We start from the raw sequence: 22,590 nt of genomic DNA, 5'->3' as shown, positions 1-22,590 counted from the left end.
GCCTGACGGGCCAGCAGATACGCCTGGTCGGGGTGTCCGGCCAGGCGCTCGCGGGCGAGGGGCGGCGTCCGTACCGGCCATGGTGGCCAGGTGGGTGGCCCAGCTCCAACAGCGGCGACCGCGCCGGCGTGATCGCCACGCGGGGCCACGCGGCGGACTGCGGGGACAGCGAACCACGGGCGAGCGCGGGCAGCAGACCGGCCCGGAGCAGCGAGGACTTGCCGACGCCTGACGGACCGTTGACGATCACGAGCGAAGTCCCGGCCAGGCGTTCGCCGAGCCTGCCGACCAGCTCCGCGGTGACCAGGTCGCGCCCGTAGAAGATCTCGCCGTCGTCCTCCTCGAACGGCGCGAGCCCGCGGTACGGCGACCCGTCCGGCCACCGTACGGGGTCGTCCGGCGGGTGCGCGCCGTCGTCGGCGCGGACGCGGCGCTCGATCACCGCGACGGTCTCCCGCATCATGCGCAGGTCGGTGTTCTGCGTGCGCAACATGTCGACCATCTGCCGGTGCACGGCCCCCTGCTCGTTCAGCTCCTCCTGAATGGCCGCGAGGACCTCGCCCACCTCGTCCAGCAGGAACCGGAACTCGGCGAACTCCTCGCCGAGCCCGGTCATCGCGCCGGTCAGCAGCGCCTGCAGCTCCCGATCGCCGCTCGCGACCGCCTCCTCCAGCGCGGCTCCCGTCGCCCCGACCGTCCGCACCACCGAGGCGATCTCGCTCCGCAGCTCCAGCGCCCGGTCGCCACCGGCCTCCAGGATCTCCCCGACCAGCCGCTCGACCTCGGCCTCGATCTGCTCCTGGCCTGCACTGTGTTCAGCGCCGCGTAGCCGATCGATCCCGGTACTGATCACGTCGGCGAGGAGGTTTCCGCCCACGGAGGCCGCTGTCTCGATGGCCGCCGCCGCGACCCCCGCCCCGGCGACACTGAGCGCCGTGGCCACCAGCGGCCCGAACGCGCCGCCGCACAGAACGCACAACAGCGTCGCCGGCGACCATCGCAGGAAGCCACCCCCGGCACCGCGCGCCGCCCGAGCGATGCGGGCCCGAACCCCGGCCCGCATCCGCCGTACGTGCTCATCCTCCCCCACGCCTGGGATATCGCCGCCGGCGACGGAAACGTGGACGGGGGAGACTGGCCGACTCCGGCCGGTCGTTCTCGGAGGACGGGCCGGGTCTCGACCTGCGGGGGGGAAGTCGCAGGTGAGCGGCCCTGTTCGGTTGAGGTCGAAAAGAGACGGCGCGGATCCAGCCACTGCCTGGTCTGCGCTCGGCCTGGCACCGTTGAGGGAGGCCGTCATGCTCTCGAACAAATCTGGGCGCGTCGTCGAGGCGACGCTCCCGGTGGTCACCGAGCACATCGGTGAGATCGCCGAACGCTTCTACGAGCACATGTTCAGCGCTCACCCCGAACTCCTGGACGGCGTCTTCAACCGCGGGAACCAGGCGAGCGGGGAGCAGCAACGGGCACCGGCCGGTTCGGTCGCGGCGTACGCCACCAAACTGCTGGAGACCCCGGAGCGAACGCCGGAGCACCTGCTCTCCCGGATCGCGCACAAGCACGCGTCCCTCGGCATCCGTCCCGATCAGTACCAGATCGTCAACCATCACCTGATGTGGGCGATCGCCGACACCCTGGGCCAGGCCGCCACCCCGGAGGTCGCCGGGGCCTGGAACGAGGTGTACTGGCTGATTGCCCACAGCCTCATCCACGAGGAACGCGGCCTGTACGGCGCGCGCGGCGTCACGCCGGAGACCGTGTGGCGACCATGGGAGGTGGAGAAGAAGCTCCGGGAGACCCGGGACGTCGTCACCTTCGTGGTGAAGCGCATCGACTGCCCGGCCAGTACGTCACGGTCCGGCTGCGGATGCCGGATGGGTACTCCAACCGCGCCAGTACAACCTGACCCGAGCCGACGACGGGGCTCACCGCCAGTTCTCGGTCAAACGGGTCGAGGGAGGCGACGGCCGGCCACCGGGCGAGATGTCGACGCTCCTGCACGATTCGGTGGACGTGGGCGACATGCTGACGCTGTCCCTCCCGTACGGGAACGTCGTGCTCGACGACTCCGGGCGACCGGTCGTCTTCGCCTCGGCGGGAATCGGCGTCACGCCGATGGCCGGGACGCTCTCCCACCTCGCGCAGGCCGAGTCCAGACCGCCCATCACGATGCTCGATGCCGACCTGGAGGAGGCCGTCTTCCCGCTGCGCCGCCAGGTGGTCAACGACGTCGTGGAACTGCCGCACGCGGAGCTGTACGTCTGGTACGAGAACGACGCTCACAGCATTGAACCGGTGAACGGCGTCTTCCACGGGACCATGGATCTCTCGGCGGTCGACCTGCCGGACAACGCGATCTACTACCTCTGCGGTCCGCTGCCTTTCATGCGCGCTCTGCGAGCGGAGCTCCTGGCGCGGGATTTCGCACCCGGCGACATCCACTACGAGGTCTTCGGCCCTGACCTCTGGCAGACCGACCTGGATTAGCCCCGTTACACAGATGAGTGATCGTCGCGTTTGTCATTATGCGGCGAGCTCGAAATGCGGGCCTCCGCGTCACTCGACTCTAGTTAGAACGATGGTCCAATCCGGGCTGCCGGGATTTTCGACACGGTCAAGCTTCCACGTCTGATCTCTCACAGGGAAGGTGTCGCCGGGGTGGAGGTTGTACCGATGCTCCTCGTCGTCGACTACCCCAAGTCGGACCACGAGGGGATGACCTTCGCGTGCATCAACGTTGATTATGGCGAAACTGCCGATACTGACGTTAGCTTGAAGGCCATTGCGAAGAGTAATGCTGTCTGAACTCATAATTACTCCAAAGTGCTGTAGCTGGGCCGGATGTTTTCTCTAAATTCCTTGATGGTGAGCGGTTCTGGCTGGAAGTTGTTCCAAGGGTTTCGTAGATGAACTCGATTGCTATCGTCGATTTTGGTGACCTCGTAGGCATGCCCGTCTTTGAGGTCCTTAATTAGCTCGCCCTCGTTTCTGTGCTTGCTTCTGGTGCCTACGAGGATCGGTTTGTTGTCGGCAAGTATATTTCGGAATTCTTCCAGTATTTGTCGGCCGGGGCTGCGGCCGTTGCGGTCATATTCGGTGGGAAATTCCCAAGTCTTTGCGGGCGTCCCGGTGAGCTGGGTGAGTAGTTCTGCTCGTTCGCTCGCGTTACTGCCTTGATGAAGTCGCACGTAGCCGCTGGGGGCACCGTCCCGACCGCTCTGCACCCTCCAACGTTGTTCCCACTTGTCACGACGCTCATCGCTCCAAGTGCGATCGCTGCCAGCGATCGCTTTTTCGAGCACAGGGCACCAAGCGGCCTCGGTGTCGCCCGAATCAGCGAAGGCGGGCTTGGTCGGCTCATCGTTGAAAACGGGCAGGTCGGGAGTAACGGTCAGTGTGATCGTTCGCCCTGTCGGCTCGTATCGTAGGCGAGAAGCCGAAAACTTCGCTTCATGGAGCTGGACTTCATAGTTGCCGTCGCTGGTTTCACTTACACAGTTGCGGATCGCCTCTGGTCGGTGACCGGCGACAGCGCCGAGAACTGAAATGATGCCACAATCCTGAAGCCGGCCCTGCTTAGTCTGTTCACGGCTTGGATCACCGTCGAACAGTGGCCTTCGAGTACCGTCCGAACGATCCAGTGGCTGACCGTAGCGATCCGGTACCGTATCGGGATGCTCTCCGGGATCCTGAAAGTCGGGTCGGTCAACGATGCCAGATATCTCTTGAGGGCTGTCGCTCCTGTCGAGCTTCGCAGCCGCCTGTTTAAGGCGGTCAAGTAGACTTCTTTCGACCGCAGGATCTGTCAGATCAGCCGCACAAGCAGTGTCATCGGACACTCCCTCGCCGGAGATAGCGGTGAAGCCCCCGTCTTCGATCCGTCTCTCGGCACGAGACTCGGCTAGTGCTGGCGAATCGGTTTCAGTCTCTCCGGTGCTGGGCGAATCCACCTCGGTTGCTGCCCCATCAGCTTCCGACTGTGCTTCTCCCGCGTCGTCGTGCTTGTCTGCGGGGTCGGAAGGCTCGATAGTGTCGCCCGCAGAGGCGGAATCTGCCTCGTCCCTAATAGGAGCTTGGTCGGAGTTCTGTGTAACGTCTTTGTTGGCTGCCGCAGCGGCGGCCCTGCTTTCCGCTCGTGACGGATAGCCTTCAGCGCCTGGTCGATCGGGTGGCGGACGCCGATCCTCACCGCGCTGCTCTATGTCCGTCTCGACGGAATCATCTGTGGAATCGCCGATGCGATCAACAGGCATAGCTCACCGGCTTCTCATAACACGACCAGTGGTTTCTCGCCGCCTCGTTTGCGCGTAGATCACCGTGGCGGCGGCGTTTCACCGCGAACCCCGTGCAGCTCGATGTCCCCGAGCGCGCGAGGGTCAGCCGGTTTAGAAGGATCCATCGCCACCGTCCGTTGCCCCGAGTGCAGAGATGCCCGTTCAGGCTATTGTGTCGCGTACGGCTACGAGGTTGTCACCGTTCAAATCCGGCCGCGAAGCCGCTCGACACAGCCCACGATGCGCGTTGAGGCTCAGTTCTCGGCGGAGGCACGCTCGACGAGACGCTGGCGTTCAGCGGCCACGACCTGGCGGACGAGCTCGGCCTCGGACAGGTCCACCGCTTCGGGCGTGGAGTCGGCCATGTCGCTGACCCGGGCGAAGTCGTCGAACAGCCGCTTCTTCCCGGCCAGCAACTCGACGATCCGCTGGTCGACGCCGTCTTCGGACAACAGCCGGTGGACCTGCACCGACTGCACCTGTCCCATCCGGTGTGCGCGGGCGACGGCTTGGGCCTCGGCGGTGGGCTTGAGCTGAGGCTCACAGATGACGACGACCGATGCGGACTGGATGTTGAGCCCGACGCCGCCGGCCATGATCTGGGAGACCAGAACGGCTCCGTGTTCGGCCGACGAGAACTCGTCCACCATCTGCTGCCGTTGGTTCGCCGGCACCGATCCCGTCAGAGGCCCGAACACCGGCCCCGGCAGCGACCGGGCGACCAGGTCCAGTACCTCCCTGAAATAGGAGAACACGATGACCCGCCGCGCGTTAGCCTCAGCCTCGCGGACGATCTCAATGAGCCGTCGCATCTTCTCGGACCGGAGTCCTCGGAGCATGGCCGCCTGTCGCATCTCCATGAAGTTCGAACGCTCGACGGCGGCACGGTAGTGAGAAGCGTCCGCCGCGGACATGGGCAGCCATTCCTCGACCTCGATGAGCTCGGGCAGCTCGGTCAGCACGTCCTCCTGGTTCCTGCGAAGGTACGCGGGCGCGATCTGCCGCCGGAACGTCCTCGGCGACAGATCCGTGGCGTCGACGACGAGGTCGGGACGGACGTACGACGCCAGGTTGCGGAACTCGTCGACTCTGTTCTCCAGCGGCGTGCCGGTGAGGAGAATCGCGCGGTCGCAGTGCGCGATGACGTTGTTGGTCCTGATCGTCCGCTGGGCCTCCGGATTCTTGATGTAGTGCGCCTCGTCGACCACGACGCATGCCAGATCGCGGACCTTCGGCAGGGCCGACTCCCACCACGCCAAGGTCTCGTACGTCGTGACGGCGACCCCGCCATCGCGTACCCAGGCCCGAGCCGCGCGGTCACGCTCCGGCCCGTGGACCCGGTGCCCCCGAAGCTTCGACTTGTCGCCCACCTCGCGGATCCAGTTGGTCACCACCGCGGCCGGGCAGACGACGAGGAAGTGCGTCTCACCTCGGCTGCGCAGATGGGCGAGTACGGCCAGGGCCTCCACGGACTTACCCAAGCCCATCTCGTCCCCGATGATCACCTTGCGCTGGACGAGGGCGAAGCGTGCCGCGAAGCTCTGGTACCCGCGCAGTGAGGCGGTCAGGTGCTCCCCGCTGAGCGCCTGGTCGCGTACGGCCTTGATGATCTCCTCTGGGAGATCGCCGTGGACCGCGTCCTCGTCCTCGGCGATGAAACCGAGCTCGGAGAGCATGGCGAAGTAGTCGGCGGGCCGGGCGAGGAAGTCCTCCCACGGATCCACGGAGACGCTCTTGCCGCGGCGGGATACGGAGGAGGCGCCGAGCAGTTCGGCGCGCCGCTCGACGATCTGGATGCTCTCGCGCAGGCCTGCGGCCGCGAGCGTTCTCGTCGGGATCACCAGGAGATGACTCGTCTTGCGGCCGATCGCCGTACGCAACGGCGCGAGCTCGGCCGCACGCTCAAGGTCGGCCGCCGCACCACGTGTCTGCCGGCACGCGTCCCATTCGGTGAGGCGGCGCAGCAGCTCGGTCGTCTCCGGATGCCGGTTGTCGACGTCGATGCGGACGGGCATCTCGTCGTACGTCGTCCGCCAGAGCGTCTGCGCGGCTCCGAGCATGCGCCGTGCCGAGGTCTCCCCGATACCCGGGAGCGTCTGCAGGGAGGCATCCCAGATCAGCACCTCCTGCACCGTACGGATGCCCACCTCGGTGAGCGCGCCCAGCCGGAGGCGTTCGCGGGTGACGGCCTTCAACGCCTCGACCGGCATCTCCGTCAGGATCCGCTGGACCTCGGCGACTCGGACCTGCTGGGCCGCATCGCGCGAGGCCGAGCGGTACGAGGCTTCACCCGCGACGACGCGGTCGATGGTGTCCAGTGCCTCGGCCAGGCCGTCGACGGCGGACCGGTCGAGGAGCTCGGGCGCCGGAGCACTCGGCCTCGGGAGGAGGTCGAAGCGAAGGGCCGGATCGAGCAGTGCGCCGAATCCGGGTTCCGCCCCGTCGACGGGCGCGATGAAGACACCGAGCTGCTCCAGACGCCGCGGTCCGTCGTTCCCGATGACCATCGGATGCCGACGGCGCAGGAACTCAGCCGCCTCCTCGGCCGTGCCTTTCTTCGCCGACCCGGTGAAGAAGCGACGTACGCCGAGCGCGGGGGCCACGTCGGCGAGGGCGTGGGATACCTCGTTGGTGAGCAGCCGCAGCAGGGCCTGGTCACCGGCTGTCGTCACCGGCAGGTGCGCGCGCTCCCGAAGGCGCCGGACGACCCCGAGGTCCTCCTTGCCGAGGGGCACCACCCGCCAGGCGGACTCGCCCGCCCGATCGATCAGGAGGCTGCGTGCGTGCAGATTCTGCTCGTCGCTGTCGGCGGCGTTCCGGACGGCGTGGTGCCAGGCCCGTACGTCCGAGGCTCGCTTACTCCATCGCTGGAAATCCGCTACGAGGTGACGAATCTGTTCGCGCTCTGTTTTGTTCATGCCTCGCCACGGAGAAGGTCGACGGGTCATCGTGAATGATGGTAAAGCAGAAACCAACGACGGGGAATGCGACCTTCAAGGCTACGACCAGCGCCGATACCGTACTTTCCAGAAATGTCGTGCTCGGGAGGTAGCGGGTGAGGATCGAGGATCTCCTGTCCAGTGTACGGGTGTGGCCGGGGTCGTACCCGGCGAGACGGTCTCGGTGATCGCGGCGCAGTGGCAAGGTTCCGACGCTCTGGAGCTGACCTACAAGACCATCGATGGAGGCCTGGCCTGGGAGAGGTCGGGGTCGCACCGCCACGCTAATGGAGAGGCCGCACTCTGCGGCTCAGCTTAGAATGCATGGCCGGAGCGGCACGAACATGTAGGTCACCAGCCACCGGCGTACCCCGACGCCAGTGGGGCCCGGCCCGGATCACCGCCTTGTCGCGGCTGAACCCCGCCACCGTGCACCGGGTCCTGGTCCGCTACCGCCTCAACCGGCTGAGCTGGATGGACCGCGCGACCGGACGGGTGATCCGACGGCATGAACGCGCCGTACCCGGTGAGCTGGTGCACATGAACATCAAGAAGCTCGGCAACATCCCCGACGGCAGCGGACACAAGACCCTGGGCCGTCCGAAGGGACGCAAGACCCGTTGGGGGCCGGCTACAGCTACATCCACACCGTCGTCAATGACCACTCCCGCCTGGCCTACAGCGAGATCCTCCCCGACGAACGCAAACACACCGTCGCCGCCTTCTGGATCCGCACCCAAGACTTCTTCACCTTAGCCGGCATCACCGTCACCCGTGTACTCACTGATAACGGCGCCTGCTGCAAATTCCACCCCTGGCGCGACGCCCTGGCCGCGACCGGCATCACCCAGAAACGTGCCCGCCCCTGCCTGCAACAAACCAACGGCAAGGTCGAGCGCTTCAACCGAACCCTGCTCGAAGAATGGGCCTACACCCGCCCCTGCCGATCAGAGACCGAACGACGCCAAGCCTTCCCCATTGGCTGCATACCTACAATCACCACCGCGCACACACCGCGCTAGGAGGCCGACCACCCGCCAGCCGCGTCCCCAACCTGACGGGACAGAACACCTAGGGCGTGGTAGGCACGCCCGACCGCGCTTTCCCATATCGGCCAGAATCAGTCACACCGGTGACCGAACTCAGCCGACCGCGACCATCCGGATGCGGTCGGGAAGACCTTCGATCAGGCCGCGTCCGGCCAGGCCGGTGAGGTCGTCGGTGAATGCCGCCCTGATGTCGCCGCCCATGCGTCGCCAGCCGAACACCCGGGCCACCTCCTTGCGCAGCTGTTCTTCGGTGATTCCGGGAGACTCCTCGATGGTACGGAGCAGCGCCGTCTCCCGTTCGATTACGGGGACATCGCTGATACGCCGGGAAACGTCCTCGGTGTTGAATCGGGGGACGATCTTACGGCCCCGAAGAGTGATCACATGGCCGGCCGGCTTCTGGGCGATCTGGTCGACATCGGCGTTCTGCCGAAGGAAGGTCTTCAGCGCGGTGAGCATCAAACCCCTGATCTGTGTCCCGACCCGACCGATGCCCCATGCGTCGGCGACGCGGCGGAAAAGGAGATCCTGCGTGATCGGAGCCTCGACCTCGATCACCCTGCGGAACATCTGCATCAACATTGGCCTCGCCTGCGGGTGGTGGATGGAGAACCCGCCCGCCACGATGTCGAGGTGAGCTCGCCGATAAGGGACGGCCCACGGTGCGTCGGTGTCGCTGTCCACCGCTACCATCCGCACCCGCGATGCCGGAGGGGCCAAGCGTTCGTCGACGCCGGCAAGTGCGTCAGACGGGAGGGGCGTCGACTCGACGACTCCACTCGGTGAAGTCGATGAGGTCGTCTCCGCTCGCATGCGGTCGATCGCCTCGTCGATGGCGGTACGCAGCCGCCGCTCGGCCTGGGGGCGCTCGCGGTACCAGTCGGTGCCCCAAATGCGGTGCAGTGTCCACCCGAGGCCGCGCAGGACTTCTTCGCGGAGCCGGTCGCGGTCACGGGCGGCGCGCGAGGAGTGGTACATGGCGCCATCGCACTCGATGCCTATCGCATACCGGCCTGGCTGGTCCGGGTGCCGTACGGCGAGATCGATCCGGTAGCCGGCGACTCCCACCTGCGGCTGGACGTCGTATCCCCACTCTTCGAGCGTGTCGAGGACCGACTCCTCGAAGGGGCTCTCCGGGCCAGTCTCCGCAGAGGTGGGGGCCGTGGCCAGGACGGCAGGGCCGCGTTCGGCGTAGTCCAGGTAACGCCTGAAATGGTTACGGCTCGCGTTATCGCTCTCCGGGATGGCGCCCCCGGAAATGGAGGAGATGACCTCCATGCGTTGCCGGGCGCGGGTGACGGCGACGTTGAGTCGGCGCCAGCCGTCCTGGCGGTTGAGGGGGCCGAACGTCATCGCCGTCCTGCCCGTCTGATCGGGACCGTAGCCGACCGACAGCAGGATGACGTCGCGTTCGTCACCCTGCACTGTCTCGAGGTTCTTCACGAAGAAACCGTTAAGCCGGTCCTGGTCGTCGGGGAAGAGGCGGTCGAGATCGGGACGGTCACGCCGGGCTTGGTCGACGGCCTCCTCGATCGCGCGTGCCTGCGCCTCGGACATCGCGATCACGCCGAGGCTGAGTTGCGGCCGGGTGGCGTAGTGGTGCAGCACGCGTTCGGCGACGACCGTCGCCTCGGTCGCGTTGGTGCGGCTACCGCCACGGTCGTAGACACCGTCGACCTTCGTGAAGGTGACGCCGAAATCGTCACCGGTGTCCCACGCGCTGGGGAAGGACACCAACTTGTCGTCGTAAAACTCGCTGTTGCTGAAGGCGATCAGCGACTCGTGTCTGCTGCGGTAATGCCAGCGCAGCGAGAGAGAGAGGGCAGGACGCCGACGCCTTTGCACATGTCCAGCAGCGACTCGAAGGAGTCCGGAGCCTCTTCCTCGTACTCGTCGTCCTCCTCCTCAGTATGGGCGAAGAAGTTGGTGGGCGGCAGCTGTTTCTCGTCGCCGGCGACGATGAGGGAGCCGGCCCGGTAGACGCAGTTGATCGCGTCTTGGGGCAGCACCTGCGACGCCTCGTCGAAGATGACGACGTCGAAATGGAACGACGGCGGCAGGAACTGGCTGACCGTCAGCGGGCTCATCATGAAGCAGGGTTTGATCCGCTGTACGACGTCCGAGGTGCGTTCCAGCAGCGCACGCACTGACAAGTGCCGACTTTTCTTTTTCGCCTCGTTCGTGAGGATCGTCGCCTGGCCGACGTTGGGACGGGGACGGCGGGCATTGCAGGCCGCGATGACGTCCGCATGGGCGTTGGAGACCAGTGTCCTGTCGAGGTCACGGAACTCCTGGACGAGGCGGTCTCTTCCCACGGCCCGGATCGAGCCGAACCGGGTGTCCTGCGCCAAATGGTGTTCGAGCCAGGCGTCCAGCACCGAGCGCCGCACCACATCGGGGAAGTGCCCGGCGTCCAGGCCGAGCGCGGACGCCCGGTCGACCAGTTCCTCCAGACCGTACGCGCGTAGCGCCTCCCGTGCCTTGCGGACCGCTTGCCACTCTTCCGGCCCCGAGCCGTCCGCGCGCACTGCGCTGATCGCCGTGCGTACGTCCGGGAACGCTCCGGTCATCGTGCGCCGGAGATCCGGTCGTGCCTCGAAGAGATCGCAGAAGCCGTCGAGCGCTTCCCGCCACGAGGCATGGAGCCGGGTTAGGGTCTGGTCGGGCTGGGAGTCGAGGAAGACGCGGGCCGTATCCGACGACATCGGCCGGTCCTCCCGGCGGACGGACGCGGTCCAATCGATGGCACGCCGCAGGCCGTCCAGATCCGTCGTCCGGCCGGTGTATAGGTCGCCGAGCACCATCCGGTCGTCGGCGGCGGACTGCTCGAACTCGGTGACCCTCGCACGGTGGGCCTGGATCCGCGCGATCACCTCACGCGCCCGGGAGACCGTCGGCTCGGTCTCGTGGTCGCAGATCCCCTGCACCAGGGAGGCCGTCCGCGCGGCGGCACTGAACACCTTGACGTGCGCGGCGTACCAGCGCGCGGCGTCCACGAGGCTGCCCTGCGCAAGCCGGGGCCTGCCGCCGGGGCGAGGTGCGGGCACGAGCCGGGCGTACCACTCCGCGAGCTCGCTCCGGACCGCATCGGCGGCCTCGGCGGTCTCCCGCTTCAGGCGTCCTCCAGCCGTGACCTGGCTCGCCAGCATCGTACGGTCGATGGCGTTAGGCGTCAGCTCGACGACGCGGGCGGCGGCGCTGAGCGCCTGCCTGATCGCCGCGAAGTCCGTCTGGCGACCGGCCCAGTAGCTCCCGAGCACGGTGCTGTGCGTCGCGACGGACCGGCGGAGGCGGGCGGTGGCCTCCTGCCATGCGACCGCCTGCGGAAGGCGGGAGATCACCGTCTTGTCGCATTCGCCGGAGACGGTCAGCTCAGCGACGAGACGCTTGTCGGCGCGATACGCGGCCGTGAGCCGGTGGACGCCGCGGTGGTCGTCGGCGAATCGCCGCGCCAGATCGGGTAGGCCGGCGGCGGTCGGCACCTTGTCGGTGAATACGTCGGAGGCTGCGGCCTCGGCTGCCGCAAGGGCGGTCAGGTCGCGTTCGAGCTCGTCGGCGGCATGCTGCCCGGCCGCCCGGCCGTCAGGCCGCAGCCACCACTCCTCGGGGCGGGCGGCGCGGGCAATGGTTGTCAGCTCGTGCAGCGCGAACGCCTCCGACAGTGTCGTCGGCGCAGGCATCCCGAAGTCCGCGGCGATGTCGGCGAGCGTCCCGACGTGGTGGGTGAGCCTGCGTGCCGTCGCCTCGAACTCGTCGGCCAACTGTCGCAGCCGCGACGCGGTGAACGGCTCCGGATCGATGCCTTCGGGTGCCAGCGTGGCCAGCGCGCTCTCCGCCGACGGCACGCCCGGCTCGAGGTCTCGCGGCAGCAGATCCCACCGGTCGCCGAGGTCGGCGGCCAGTGCTGCCTCGTCGGTCCGGACGGCGCCGAGGCGTTGCGTGAAGTCGCTGACGGCCGTACGAAATGGATCGAGCGCCTGGGCGGTCAGCCAGGAGACGGGTATCGACCGCCGATCCTCGGTCGCGGCCAGCAGGTCGATCAGCTCGGTCGTGTCGACGAGCCTCTCGATCCGCAGATACTCGATCAGCCCGCGGTACGCCTCCAGCCGGCGGCCGAGCGCGTCGGTGCTTTCGGCGAGAAGGTCCAACGCGGACCGCGGTGAGCCAGCTTCGCGAAGGCCTCGCCAGGCGAAGCGCTCGCCCTCTGCGACGGGCCGCCAGGATTCGGCAATGCTCTCCGCCGCCGCCACGATCGCGTACAGCGACTCGCCGTTCAGCGCCTCCGGCAGCCGTACGGGCATGGAGGGCACGTTCCGCAGTACGTCGATCATGCCGATGACGTCGTGCACCGACCGGTTGAGCGGCTGCCGCACTTCGTTCATGGCCGCGGCGTACGCCGACAGTTGCTCCCGCACTCCGCGCAGGCGGCTTCTGCCGCTGTCCTCCATCCGGCCGACCGCGACAGGCCGCTCGCGCGCGAAGTCGCCCAGCGCGGTCGCGACCTGTTTGCGAGTCGCTTTGTGACTGTGCAGCGGCAGGATAAACGACCCGAATCCGACATCTTCGAGCCGGTTCTGTACGACGTCCAGGGCGGCGGCCTTCTCGCTTACGAACAGGACGCTGCGCCCCGCGTGCATCAGCACCGCGATGATGTTGGCGATCGTCTGACTCTTTCCGGTGCCCGGTGGTCCGTCCATGACGAACGAACGTCCGTCGAGCGCGGCGGCGACGCACTGGCGCTGTGAGGTGTCCGCGTCGAGGACCAGCGGAATACGCTCCGGCGGCTGCACTTCGTCGATCCGCTCGGGGTCCACCGGATCGAAGTCGAGCGCGTCGCCAGGGGTCTCCGCCCTCGGTCCAAGGGCGATCACCTGGACCATCGGGTGGTCCAGCACCTGGTCCTCGTGATCGAGGAGGTCGCGGTACATCGCCTCCTTGTGTGACTGGAAGGTCGCCAGGACGACGCGGTCGGACGTCTCCCAGCCGTCGCGGCTGCCAACCGCGGCTCGTACGGCGTTCAGCGTCCCCGGCAGGTCCTTCATCTCGTCGGGATCGGGCCACGCGAAACCGAGTTGGCCCATCTTCACGGCCAGCGCCGGGTTCGGGACCGGATCCTCGTCCTCCGCCGCCCGGAGCAGATAGTCGCCATCGTCGTCACGTTCCAGAGCGACCGGATAGAGGAGTAGTGGTGCCCTGTTCACCACGTCGGACCCCGGCTCGCGCCAGTCGAGGAAGCCGGCGCCCAGCTGGAGGACCCACAGTCCCGTGTCGTTGAACGCCTGCGTGGCGGTGCTCCTCAACCGGTGCAACGCCGAGCGCAGGGACCGATCGGTCGTCTTCTGGGTGACGATGCCGAAGTCGATGAGGTCCAGATCGAAGTCCTCCTCGTCTTCGGGAAGCGCCGCGAATTTCCAGCCTGTCCCCAGCCGGTCCAGAAGAGTCGCCGCATCGGGTCGCTTAATCTCGAGAGTGGCGGTCCGTGTGTGACGAAAGCTGAGCAATCGATTGCGTCCGCTGATATCGATCAGACTGTCACGCCAGGCCTTCAGAGTCCTCTGCAGCTGAATACGCTGAGACTCGTTCGCCATTCACTACCCCAAGATCAATTATTCGGCTGTCCGCCTGAGCTCGAGCGATCTCCCGTGCGTCCGACCTGTCGGAGAAAGCAAGCGCCGACAGCAGCCATCTTGACATAAGGGCATGGCGGGAACGAGGGGAAGATGCCGGATCGTGACGTCCTAGCCGTGTTGTGCTTGACCGATGTCCCGATTGAACTTACGCCGCGGTCCCTTCCGGCCGTCGCTTCCGTTACTTCAATATCGCTTTGTAGACCTGGTATTCCGGATCGTTGGGCTGGTAGCTCCAGATCGCGGTGCCGGATCCTTTCAGAACCGTCACCATCATTTCCCGATTGTTCGCGTATAGAACACACCATGCTTGATATAAAAGGGGTGCCCTTGCTGGGGCGTATATCGGTCCTCCGCGTTGGGGGCGGCGTTCGGTGCGGCCGGCGGTCACAGATCATCGATGATGCTTGCACGGAGAAGACGCCTGTCCCAAGCGCTCGGTTGTCCGGCGTCTCATGTCGCGGACGAGATCCACCGGTCGTGTAGATCGCGTGCCGTCTGCGCCAGCACCGGGATGAGCCGCTGGCGACTCCGCCCGTACGTCTTCACCCGGTGGCAGTTCGGGCACAGAGCGATCATCTGGAAGGGCTGATCTCGGCCACCGTCGCTCAGCTGGTCGATGTGGTCGATTTCGAGTAGGGGCTCGCCGCGGTCGTTCACGTCGGGGGCCGGCTGGGCGCACTGGGGGTTCTCGCAGCGGCCTTCGCTGCGGACAAGAACCGCGCGGCGGGCGAGGCTGAGGCGGATCGGGTCCTTGGCGATCCGGGTGCGGCGCCGGCCGTACGTGGCGGCCTCGCGGCGGGCGATCGTGTCGCACCAACGGGCGTAGTCGGCTTTGGGATCGATGGGTTCGTGTCCAACGATGCCCTCATCCGTGGCGACGTCTTGGTCGTACAAGCCGACGGCGGTGAGGAGTCCGCTCACCTCGAAATCGTCGAAGAACCGTGCCGCGATGGCCTCGACCATCTGGACTCGTGCGTGTCCGGACTCCCGGGCGAGAACGTAGACCGACTGCGGCAGACCCCCATCGGGCGCATGCTCGGCGAACCAAGCCTTCACCCCGGTGTCCCCGTGGGCACGCGGGACGTCTGTCCGACCAGGTAGGTCCCAGAGTCCCGCGCGGTGGAGGGCGGCGATCGGGTAGTCGGGCCGGCCATGGCGGCGTTCGCCGTCTCGGCGATGTGTCTCCAGCAATGGGGCCAGGGCGGTGACGGTGTCGGCCCAACCGAGAAGGCGGTCCTCTCCGGCGCGGGCGCGGCCGATCGCCCACAGGAGGACGACGGCCTGCTTCAGCATCGGCTTGCCGTCGACCAAGGCGGGACGCAGGTCGCCAATGACCGAGGCGATCTCGTTTGCGGTCCGATGACCGATCGGGGCAGGGCCGGGTTCGCTGATCACTTCGAAGCCGAGGCGCCGCAGGACGGTCACCGCGTGGCCGATACCGCCGGAGAAGTCCTTTGCTGCCAGGGGAGACCTGTCAGGCAGGTGGCCATGTGCGGCTCCCGCGATGGCCTTGGAGTCGTAGCGCCCTCCGTCGTACCGGAGCCAGTACCACCGGGATGAGTCGAACCCGTACTTCTTCAGGAAGGCGTCCCGGCCCAGGCGGTCGAATTCGGCGATTGCGGCCAGGACCGCTTCGCCTGTGATGTCGGTAAGCGACATGATCGCACCGTACGCCCGCTACATGACGGATGTGATGTCGACGGGAGCTCATGAAGCGGGCCGCGTGCATCTCCTTCCCACCCTGCGGCTGATGGAGGCCCGGAGGTGGGCCGACGACTGAACGTTTAGCCTCCGGTACGGCACTTGTCGGACGGCTGGCTTGCCGCGGTCTCGCTTGCGGACTCCGGTGCAGGTGTATTGATGTCCGTCCATCGGCTGTGATGGGCCATGCCCCGGGTGCGGACTGAGAAGCACTCCGCCGGTACGCCGCCGATCGTCCACCCCGCGAGGCGTGCATGCTTCTCGCGCGTCCGGATCCGGCCACCGTCGTACCGGGCACGGACCGACGGGTGGTGTTCCCCTGCACGCCGACCAGGCTCCCGCCGTACGGGCGCAGGCTAACGCTGTACAGGCGTTCGTCTATACAGGCTGGGATGGCGATACCGGCGTTGTCGTCGCCGAGGTCGAGGCGGGCCGGCCGTGAGCTACAGGCGGCGGCCCCGGACCTCATTCCGTGCCGCGCCTACGGGAAGGGCACGTGCGCTTTCGCGTGTACGGTTGCCGGCGGCCAGCGAAGCCGTCCGGCCGTACGACGCCGCATGTACGCTGGGCGGGGTCGGATGCGGGACCTCGCCCGGTCAGTACAAGTCTGCGGCTGGGCAGCGGCCGCCCATCATGCCGAGTCGGCCCTCATATCGGCGGTGATCCCTAGTCGGTCTCTGCCTTCTTCACCTGGTTGGCGAACCAGTCGAGGGCCGCTATCACGACATCCCAAACGGCTTCGTTGGCGAGCAGCGTGACAGGGAAGCTCGGATACAGCTCCAGCTTCGAGGCCGGCAAGTCGACACCGGGCGCCGTGTTGAGGCGCCGTCGCAGCTCTTCCCGGAGGGCGGGATCGTCGAATGGGGGGCGGCCTTTGAGGAACGCGAACGGCACCTCGGCGACGTCGGCGTAGATGTTGAGCATCTTGATGACGCCACGTCCCCGGCGGAGGATCGGGCTGCATCGTGCGTTGGTGGCGGTGCCGTACTGGAATTCGCCGCCTGTCGCATGCCAGTGATCCAAGAGGCGCGCGACGCCTCCGGCGGCCTTGGGGCCGCTCCGCTCTCCAATCTGGCGCTGGAAGCGCTGCTCCTTGTCACTCAAATCCTGGCTGGTGTCCTCCGACAGCTCCGCCTCGCCCAGGTCTTCCGCTCCCGGTAGGCCGAGCAGCTCTGCCAGCTCTCGGGCGGTGACCCGCTGGCCAGGGTCGGCCCGGCCGGACTCGTCGAACTTGATGCCTTCCGTAGCGAGGACCTCACGGACGTCACGGTCATCGTCCTCGTCAGGCCAACGGAAGCTGTCTGAAGGCCGCCGATCCGCCGTGAGGACTCGATGCGCGTTGAGCGCCCGCGCGTTGGCCAGGTGCACTCCTACCGGGACCGCGTGGGAGCCGATCACCTCCGCGAGGTCACCGTACGTTGTCCAGGTGGCCGGCGGCAGCACGGCGAGCGCGTTGTGCAGGAGCGTCCAGTCTCGGCCCGGAGCGGTGTCGCGGTCCGACTCGTCGGGGCCGGGCCAGATTCTGATCGCGCGGTCGGCCAGGTCGTCCGCGCGGGCATGGATCTCGGGTTTGCCCCACCGCTCCTTGTCGGCGATGGCCTGGTTCATGGCGATGCTGGTGCGCCGTAGTTGTTCCCTTTTGCTGGCGAACGGCAGGTCACCGAGGGACGGGTTGTACCCGGTCAGCGTGAGGTTCCCGAGAGTGTGCACTAGCTCTCGATGCAGCATCGCCGGCTCTTCGCTGTCACGGGACAGCTCCCTGCGCCACTCGTCGGTCAAGTGCTGCGGGAGGATGTGCTCAATGGTGATGTTCGTGTGTGCGAGATCCACCATTTCCGGGCTGCGGTACGTATCGGCCAACCGGCGCAGAACGAGCTTCTTCTGAGGCCCGCGCCCTTGCCAGTAGAACTGCTTGGTCCGGATGGCCTCGCGGAGTTCGCGGTCGGTGGGCCAGTAGAGCCGAGCGGGGGAGAGCTTGGATCGTACGGTCTCGGCGATCGGATCATCTCTATTGAGCTGGCTGGGCAGGCGCTGGAAGACGCGGTTGAGATTGTTCGTAGGTACGCCGGTGATGAGTCGGCGTACCAGGAAGCTCTCGATATAGCGCAGGGACTCAGTGAGATCGTCGTCGGTGGCGTCCCCGCCATCGCGTAGCTCGAGAAGCCTCATGATCGCAGGGTAGGCGGTCGACGCCTGCCATTCGTTGAGGAACCGGAGGCTTGCGGAGATTCGCCGGTCGGCCTCGGTCTCCGGATTGAGGATGACGTGCAGATGGCGGCCTCGGCGTGCGAGTTCGGCGACGTAGCGTTCGATCTCGGCCTCGTCGCCGGCCGCCTCGTGCAGCAACTCCTGATGGCCCCGGTAGATGTCGTTGTAGGCAGCGTCCTCGCCGCGCTGGAGCACGAGCACCAGGTACATCAGTTGCTCCATCGCCTTTGTGTCGTTGTCGAGAAGGCGTTGGAGGGGCAGCCAGTAGGTCTCGTAAACGTGTTCGCCCGTGGTCGGCAACATCATGAAGACGTAGTTGCGGATCAGGTCGACCTGGCTCAACCGCATCCCGGTGTTGTTGAGCGACTCGAAGATGCGAAAGGCGTTGTCGTCGCGTTCGACGATGATCTCTACGAGGGAAAGGCGGTCGAGCACCGCTGACTCGATGCGCTCGATGTCGTGGGGGTCGGCGGGATCATCTGCCGTCACCAACTTGCTGCGGAAGAACTGGTAGGCACTCCCGATGGCACCGCTGACCCGATCGTCGATCACGCCGTCCACGCACGCCTTGAACGCGTCGCGATTGACCTGCGTGGGTAGCAGCCGGTAGCGAGTGTCGCCCTGCTTCCACTTGTTGATCAGGTGGAGCTCGTTGATACGGTCCCGGTGGCTGGCATCCTCCGCCGTCTGGTGATCGCGGATCGCGCACAGCAACAAGAGCAAAGTGGTAAGGCGCTGCTGCCCATCGACGACGATCCACTGCCCCAGCGAGGAGGTCATCTGGGGGCTGGGAGCCAGTACGACGGAGCCGAGGAAGTGGGCGCGCGCATGACCGTGGGCCAAGGCGTCCGCCTGCGTTACAACGTCCGACCATAGTGGCTCGAATTGCTTGCTTGTCCACGCGTACGGGCGTTGAAACAACGGGACCAAGAACTGCTTCTCGCCGCCAACGAGCTTGCGCAACGTAGTCTCGCTTGCCTTCACCGCTGAACCACCTTGACCTGTCTCGCGGAATGCCGGATGAACGTCAACCTTCTCAAGGTGAGTGCCGATCGTCGATCGCTCTGTGTCACATTGTGACAACAGTCGACGACTTATATAGAGGCCGGAATTCCTGTATCGGACATTCCGGGCTCGATGCTGTTGATCAACGAAACGGGGCGAGGCGGTCGCGGGCGCGTCGCCGGTCCTCATCCGTGAACAACTCGGCGAACTCCTCTTTCAGTACGTGTGCCCCAACGGACAGGTCGAGGCGGCCGTGCTGCCGGAGTGTCTCGAAGCCGTCCGAGATCTGGTCGCTCCACAGCAGCTGCCGTGCGGTGGCGAGGCCGCCCTGATCGGACACCATTTGGATGAAGCGCTTCGCGTTGTAGCCGAGCTCGCGCTTGGCCGTCTGATAGATCTCGACCATCGCGAGGTGGAAGCGGCGTTCGGTCTCATTCGTCATTTCGCCTCCGTCGTTTGCGAGCCGGATGCCCAGCTCGTCCAGCAGGGGCCGCAGGCACACCATTGCGCCTTCCGCGTTTCGGTGCATCCGAGGACGGAAATCCCGGTCGCCTGCCTGGACCGCTACCTGTTGAAGAAACACTGTCACTACAACCAGGACTCGGCCATCGGCACACTGCGCCACCTCGACATGAGGCTCCATGACCCACGGCCAGCGGTTTCTCATCCCGAGCGAGAGCGTGGCGGATTCGGGCGGGTCGTTGCGCCGTATGGTCAGCTCGCCCGGCTCGTCAGTACCAAACGCAAGGGACGAAGACGTCCGCGTTCATCCAACGTCTGCCGGTATGGAAGTCGTCCTCGGCCGGAGTGCCCGGATGGGTGCGACCGGGGGCGACGATCAGTGCTGCTCATCGCACGGCCGGCGCGCCACAAGCGGGCCGGCCGTGCCATGGGTCACGTGGTCGGGTTCATGCCCGGTGTGGTCACGGGCATTGTGTCGCGTCGCCTGCCGGGTGCCTGGTGGGTGTCTGGAGCGTCTTGCCGGGCGTGACCTTGCGTACGTTGCCGTCCGCGGTTCGTACCGGGAGTGGCGGGCCGGATCGCAGGGTCAGCTTGGTCGCCTGCTGCCCCACCGAAAGGTCGAACGTGCGCCCCTGCCACTTCACTCCCGTGATGTCCACGCCCGGCAGTTGCGGAGGCAGGAAGGGGTTGATGGTGATCGAGTCGGTTCCCCAGCGCAGCCCGGTGAATCCGTACAGGAACTCCTGCAGGTAGCCGCCCTCACCGGTGGTGAAGGTGAACGCTCCGCCGTTGCGGGTCTCGTACCACTGGTTGAACGGTGCGGCCAGGAACGGGTCCGCGCTGTCGCGCAGGTAGGTGTAGACCGTGCAGCCGGGCGATCCGAGGGCGGCGCTGTTGATGGCGGCGATCGCGTCGGTCATCGACGGGCCGTTCGGGTCGGTGTGCTGCTTGTAGTAGTCGAGGTCGTTCTGCGCCAGGCCGGACGACATCGGTACACCCCACGGGTACTGCAGCAGGGTGACGTCGGCCTGCTTGACGGTCTGCCCGTTGTATCCCGAGAACTCCGGATGAATATTGGCCGTTGCGTCCACCGGGATCTTCAGGCCGTCCGCGACCTTGCTCCATGCCGGATCGGCGGTCCGGCCGAGGATGCCGGCGGCGCGGATGGCGATACGCAGGGACGCCTGCGCGCCGGCGTTGGTCGTCGCGCTGTTGTTCACGTTGTCGTGGTACTCATCCGGGCCCATGACGTCGTTGATGTCGTATCCGCCGGTCGGGTCGGGCACGGCACGCGTGGCCCAGTAGTCGGCGATGTCCCTCAGCACCGGCCAGGCGTTGTCCCGCAGCCACGTTCTGTCGCCGCTCGCCTCGTAGTACTGCCACTGCGCCAGAGCGACGTCGGAGTTGATGTGGATCTCGCTCTTGCCCGTGGTGCAGCACGGCGGGGTCTGCTCCGTGCCGCTCTGCGCGCTCTCCCACGGGAACTTCGCGCCCTTGATCGGCTGGGTGGGGGTGGACAGCTTCGCGGCGTCGGCCTCGGCGCCGGGCAGGAGTTTCTGCCGGTAGGTGTTCGCGCCGACCGCGATGTCGGGGAACTGGGCGAGCAGCGCCGGGTACATCCAGGTCTCCATGTCCCAGAACACGTGGCCGGCGTAGCCGTCCGAGGACAGCCCGCCCGGGCTGGCGCTCCAGGTGACACCGGCGCGCATGCTCGCGAGCAGGTAGAACATCGACGCGTGGATCCGTGCGGTCGTGGTCGTGTCACCCGGGATCGAGATGCCGGACCGCCACAGGCGTGCCCAGGCGCCGTCGTTGCGGGCGAGCGCCTGCTGGTAGCCGCCCTTGGCGGCGCGGGACGCGGTGTCCGCGGCGGCCCGCTGCGGGCTCGCGGCCTTGAGCGACCGGTCGGTGTCGGCGCTGGAGGCCACGCCGACGTACTTGGTGATCCGGTACGTCCGACCGGCGTGGACGGGGAAGGCCGCGCTCTGCCCGGCGCTGCCGTCGCCGGACGCGGCGATCGTCTCCGTGGGCATGGTCTTGTCATTGATGCGCAGCACCGAGTTCAGCCCGGCGGTGACCAGCTTCCCGTCGCTCACGACGGTCTGTGACAGCGTCGCGGTCCTGCCGTCCACGTGTGGGTCCGAGGTGGAGGCGTGGTTCAGTCCCCGGCCGTCGAACTCGTCCACGACGGTGGCCGTTCCGCTCCAGTGCGGCACGGCCTTCACGCTCACCGTGCCCAGATGACCGTCGGCGCGGTTGGCGTTGACCTCGTAGGTGAACCTGGTCGTGTCACCCGCGGGCGAGGTCCAGTCGAACGACGTGCTCAGCACCCCGGTGCGCAGGTCGAGTGACTGTTCGTACTCATTGGTGGTGCCGATCGCGTCGGTGGCGACCTGGGTCGGTCGTTGCCCGCCGTCCGGATACAGCGCGAGGTAGTCGACGTTCACCCGCGCCTCGTCACCCTGGGCGACGGTGACCTCGAGCGTGTTCGCGCCCGCGTTCAGCGTCACCGGCACGGTCACCACCCCCCAGTCGTCCCAACTGGACAGGCTGGGCACGGTCAGCTGCTGGAGCGTGCCATTCACGCCGAGGTGGATGGACTGCGGGCCGCCGCTCGCGTTGCCGTACCGCACCGCCAGGGTCGCCGTGCCGGCCGGCGCGTCGCGGATCTCGATGACGTCGGTGCCGCCGACCGTCGGTTGGCCGTTGGTGTTCAGGCCGGCCAGGTAGCCGCCGACGGTCGAGCCGGAGTGGGAGCTCTCGACGAACGCGCCGCCGGAGATCTTCCCGTACGCCGCCGGGCACAGCTGGTCGAACGCGCAGGACCAGTTCCCCGTCCCGTAGACGCCGCCGCTGCGGCCGAAGCCGAGCGTGGTCCAGCTCGGCAGGCTGGCTCGCTGCTCGTTCTGGCCGGCGGGACGGGCGTAGAAGCCGGCGAGCTCGGACTGGGTGACGATGGGCTTGCTGCTGTACCCCTCGCCCGCCGCCGGCACCCGCGCGGCCAGGTAACCATTGCCGACGAACGTCGGGGAATAGTTCTTCGAGGCGTCGGTCGTGCTCAGCACCCAGCCTTCGCCGGTGAGCCGGCCCGGCGGCGGCGCGGCCGAGGCCGGCACCGCCACCGCGCCCAGCACCACGCAGGCGAGCGCCGACAGGACGGACGCCGCGCTCTGTACGAGGCGGCGGGGTCGATCACGATGGAAACGCGATCTCGTCATTCGACGCACATCCTTGCCCGGTTGATTCGGTGGATATGTCCAGGTGGAGGGCCCGGGTCAACGTACGGTCCGGCCGAATATGCCGTCAAGAGTGCATAAAGGGC

General features: G+C 66.8%; 12 protein-coding genes and 3 pseudogenes. 5 read left to right on the top strand and 10 right to left on the bottom strand.

All coding sequences use genetic code 11. From position 1 onward, the window contains the following. Positions 1-109 precede the first annotated feature (109 nt). Positions 110-460 (bottom strand): annotated as a pseudogene (locus QSK37_RS51450) (nSTAND1 domain-containing NTPase); the annotation flags it as partial. Between the two features lie 82 nt (positions 461-542). Between QSK37_RS51450 and QSK37_RS51445 the strand changes: the two are divergent. Then, positions 543-1,643, top strand: a pseudogene (locus QSK37_RS51445) (globin domain-containing protein); the annotation flags it as partial. A 340-nt stretch (positions 1,644-1,983) separates the two neighbouring features. Beyond that, on the top strand, positions 1,984-2,487 hold the full coding sequence (locus tag QSK37_RS51440) for a ferredoxin reductase domain-containing protein (RefSeq protein WP_349497958.1): 504 nt from the start codon (positions 1,984-1,986) through the stop codon (positions 2,485-2,487). Positions 2,488-2,556: 69 nt separating this feature from the next. Here QSK37_RS51440 and QSK37_RS51705 read toward each other — a convergent pair whose 3' ends face one another. From QSK37_RS51705 to QSK37_RS11845, 3 genes are all read right to left on the bottom strand, one after another. Next, positions 2,557-2,811: a DUF6406 domain-containing protein gene (locus QSK37_RS51705; protein ID WP_432705558.1), complete on the bottom strand. Its 255-nt coding sequence runs from the start codon at positions 2,809-2,811 to the stop codon at positions 2,557-2,559. A 2-nt stretch (positions 2,812-2,813) separates the two neighbouring features. After that, positions 2,814-4,253, bottom strand: coding sequence for a calpain family cysteine peptidase (locus tag QSK37_RS11850; protein ID WP_285619781.1), 1,440 nt, complete (start codon positions 4,251-4,253; stop codon positions 2,814-2,816). A 275-nt stretch (positions 4,254-4,528) separates the two neighbouring features. Beyond that, the gene (locus tag QSK37_RS11845; protein WP_285619779.1) at positions 4,529-7,192 is read right to left on the bottom strand and encodes a DEAD/DEAH box helicase; all 2,664 of its coding nucleotides are present in this window, start codon (positions 7,190-7,192) and stop codon (positions 4,529-4,531) included. Between QSK37_RS11845 and QSK37_RS52055 the strand changes: the two genes are divergently transcribed. Both QSK37_RS52055 and QSK37_RS11840 read left to right on the top strand, forming a co-directional pair. After that, on the top strand, positions 7,191-7,532 hold the full coding sequence (locus QSK37_RS52055; protein WP_490246499.1) for a DUF8742 domain-containing protein: 342 nt from the start codon (positions 7,191-7,193) through the stop codon (positions 7,530-7,532). The two genes, QSK37_RS11845 and QSK37_RS52055, sit on opposite strands and share 2 nt — an antisense overlap. Before the next feature lie 56 nt (positions 7,533-7,588). Further along, positions 7,589-8,288: pseudogene (locus QSK37_RS11840) on the top strand (integrase core domain-containing protein); the annotation flags it as partial. A 67-nt stretch (positions 8,289-8,355) separates the two neighbouring features. Here the strand turns inward: QSK37_RS11840 and QSK37_RS11835 are convergent. From QSK37_RS11835 to QSK37_RS11815, 5 genes are all read right to left on the bottom strand, one after another. Further along, positions 8,356-10,107 carry a DUF3320 domain-containing protein gene (locus QSK37_RS11835; protein ID WP_285619777.1) on the bottom strand — a complete coding sequence of 584 codons (1,752 nt, stop codon included), beginning with the start codon at positions 10,105-10,107 and terminating at the stop codon, positions 8,356-8,358. Further along, on the bottom strand, positions 10,035-13,850 hold the full coding sequence (locus tag QSK37_RS11830) for a DUF4011 domain-containing protein (protein WP_285619775.1): 3,816 nt from the start codon (positions 13,848-13,850) through the stop codon (positions 10,035-10,037). The genes QSK37_RS11835 and QSK37_RS11830 overlap by 73 nt, the downstream gene beginning before the upstream one ends. A gap of 492 nt (positions 13,851-14,342) precedes the next feature. Next, entirely contained in the window at positions 14,343-15,551 is a 1,209-nt protein-coding gene (locus QSK37_RS11825; protein WP_285619774.1) for an HNH endonuclease signature motif containing protein, read from the bottom strand. A 708-nt stretch (positions 15,552-16,259) separates the two neighbouring features. Continuing rightward, positions 16,260-18,785 (bottom strand): DUF262 domain-containing protein, encoded by a 2,526-nt coding sequence (locus QSK37_RS11820; RefSeq protein WP_285619772.1) that lies wholly within the window; start codon positions 18,783-18,785, stop codon positions 16,260-16,262. A gap of 163 nt (positions 18,786-18,948) precedes the next feature. Continuing rightward, a complete protein-coding gene (locus QSK37_RS11815; RefSeq protein WP_285619770.1) occupies positions 18,949-19,335 on the bottom strand; it encodes a hypothetical protein in 387 nt (128 codons plus the stop codon). Here QSK37_RS11815 and QSK37_RS51700 point away from each other — a divergent pair. Next, positions 19,219-19,797 carry a DUF6000 family protein gene (locus tag QSK37_RS51700; protein ID WP_432705557.1) on the top strand — a complete coding sequence of 193 codons (579 nt, stop codon included), beginning with the start codon at positions 19,219-19,221 and terminating at the stop codon, positions 19,795-19,797. The two genes, QSK37_RS11815 and QSK37_RS51700, sit on opposite strands and share 117 nt — an antisense overlap. On the opposite strand, the gene QSK37_RS11810 is transcribed toward QSK37_RS51700, so the two are convergent. After that, entirely contained in the window at positions 19,730-22,486 is a 2,757-nt protein-coding gene (locus QSK37_RS11810) for a glycosyl hydrolase family 65 domain-containing protein (protein WP_285619768.1), read from the bottom strand. The genes QSK37_RS51700 and QSK37_RS11810 overlap by 68 nt on opposite strands. Positions 22,487-22,590 lie beyond the last annotated feature (104 nt).

Origin of the sequence: Actinoallomurus iriomotensis, assembly GCF_030269445.1 — a bacterium.
Taxonomy (GTDB): Bacteria; Actinomycetota; Actinomycetes; order Streptosporangiales; family Streptosporangiaceae; genus Actinoallomurus; species Actinoallomurus iriomotensis.
Note: the sequence above shows the minus strand (reverse complement) of the source record. Positions and strands in the feature narration are given on the sequence as shown.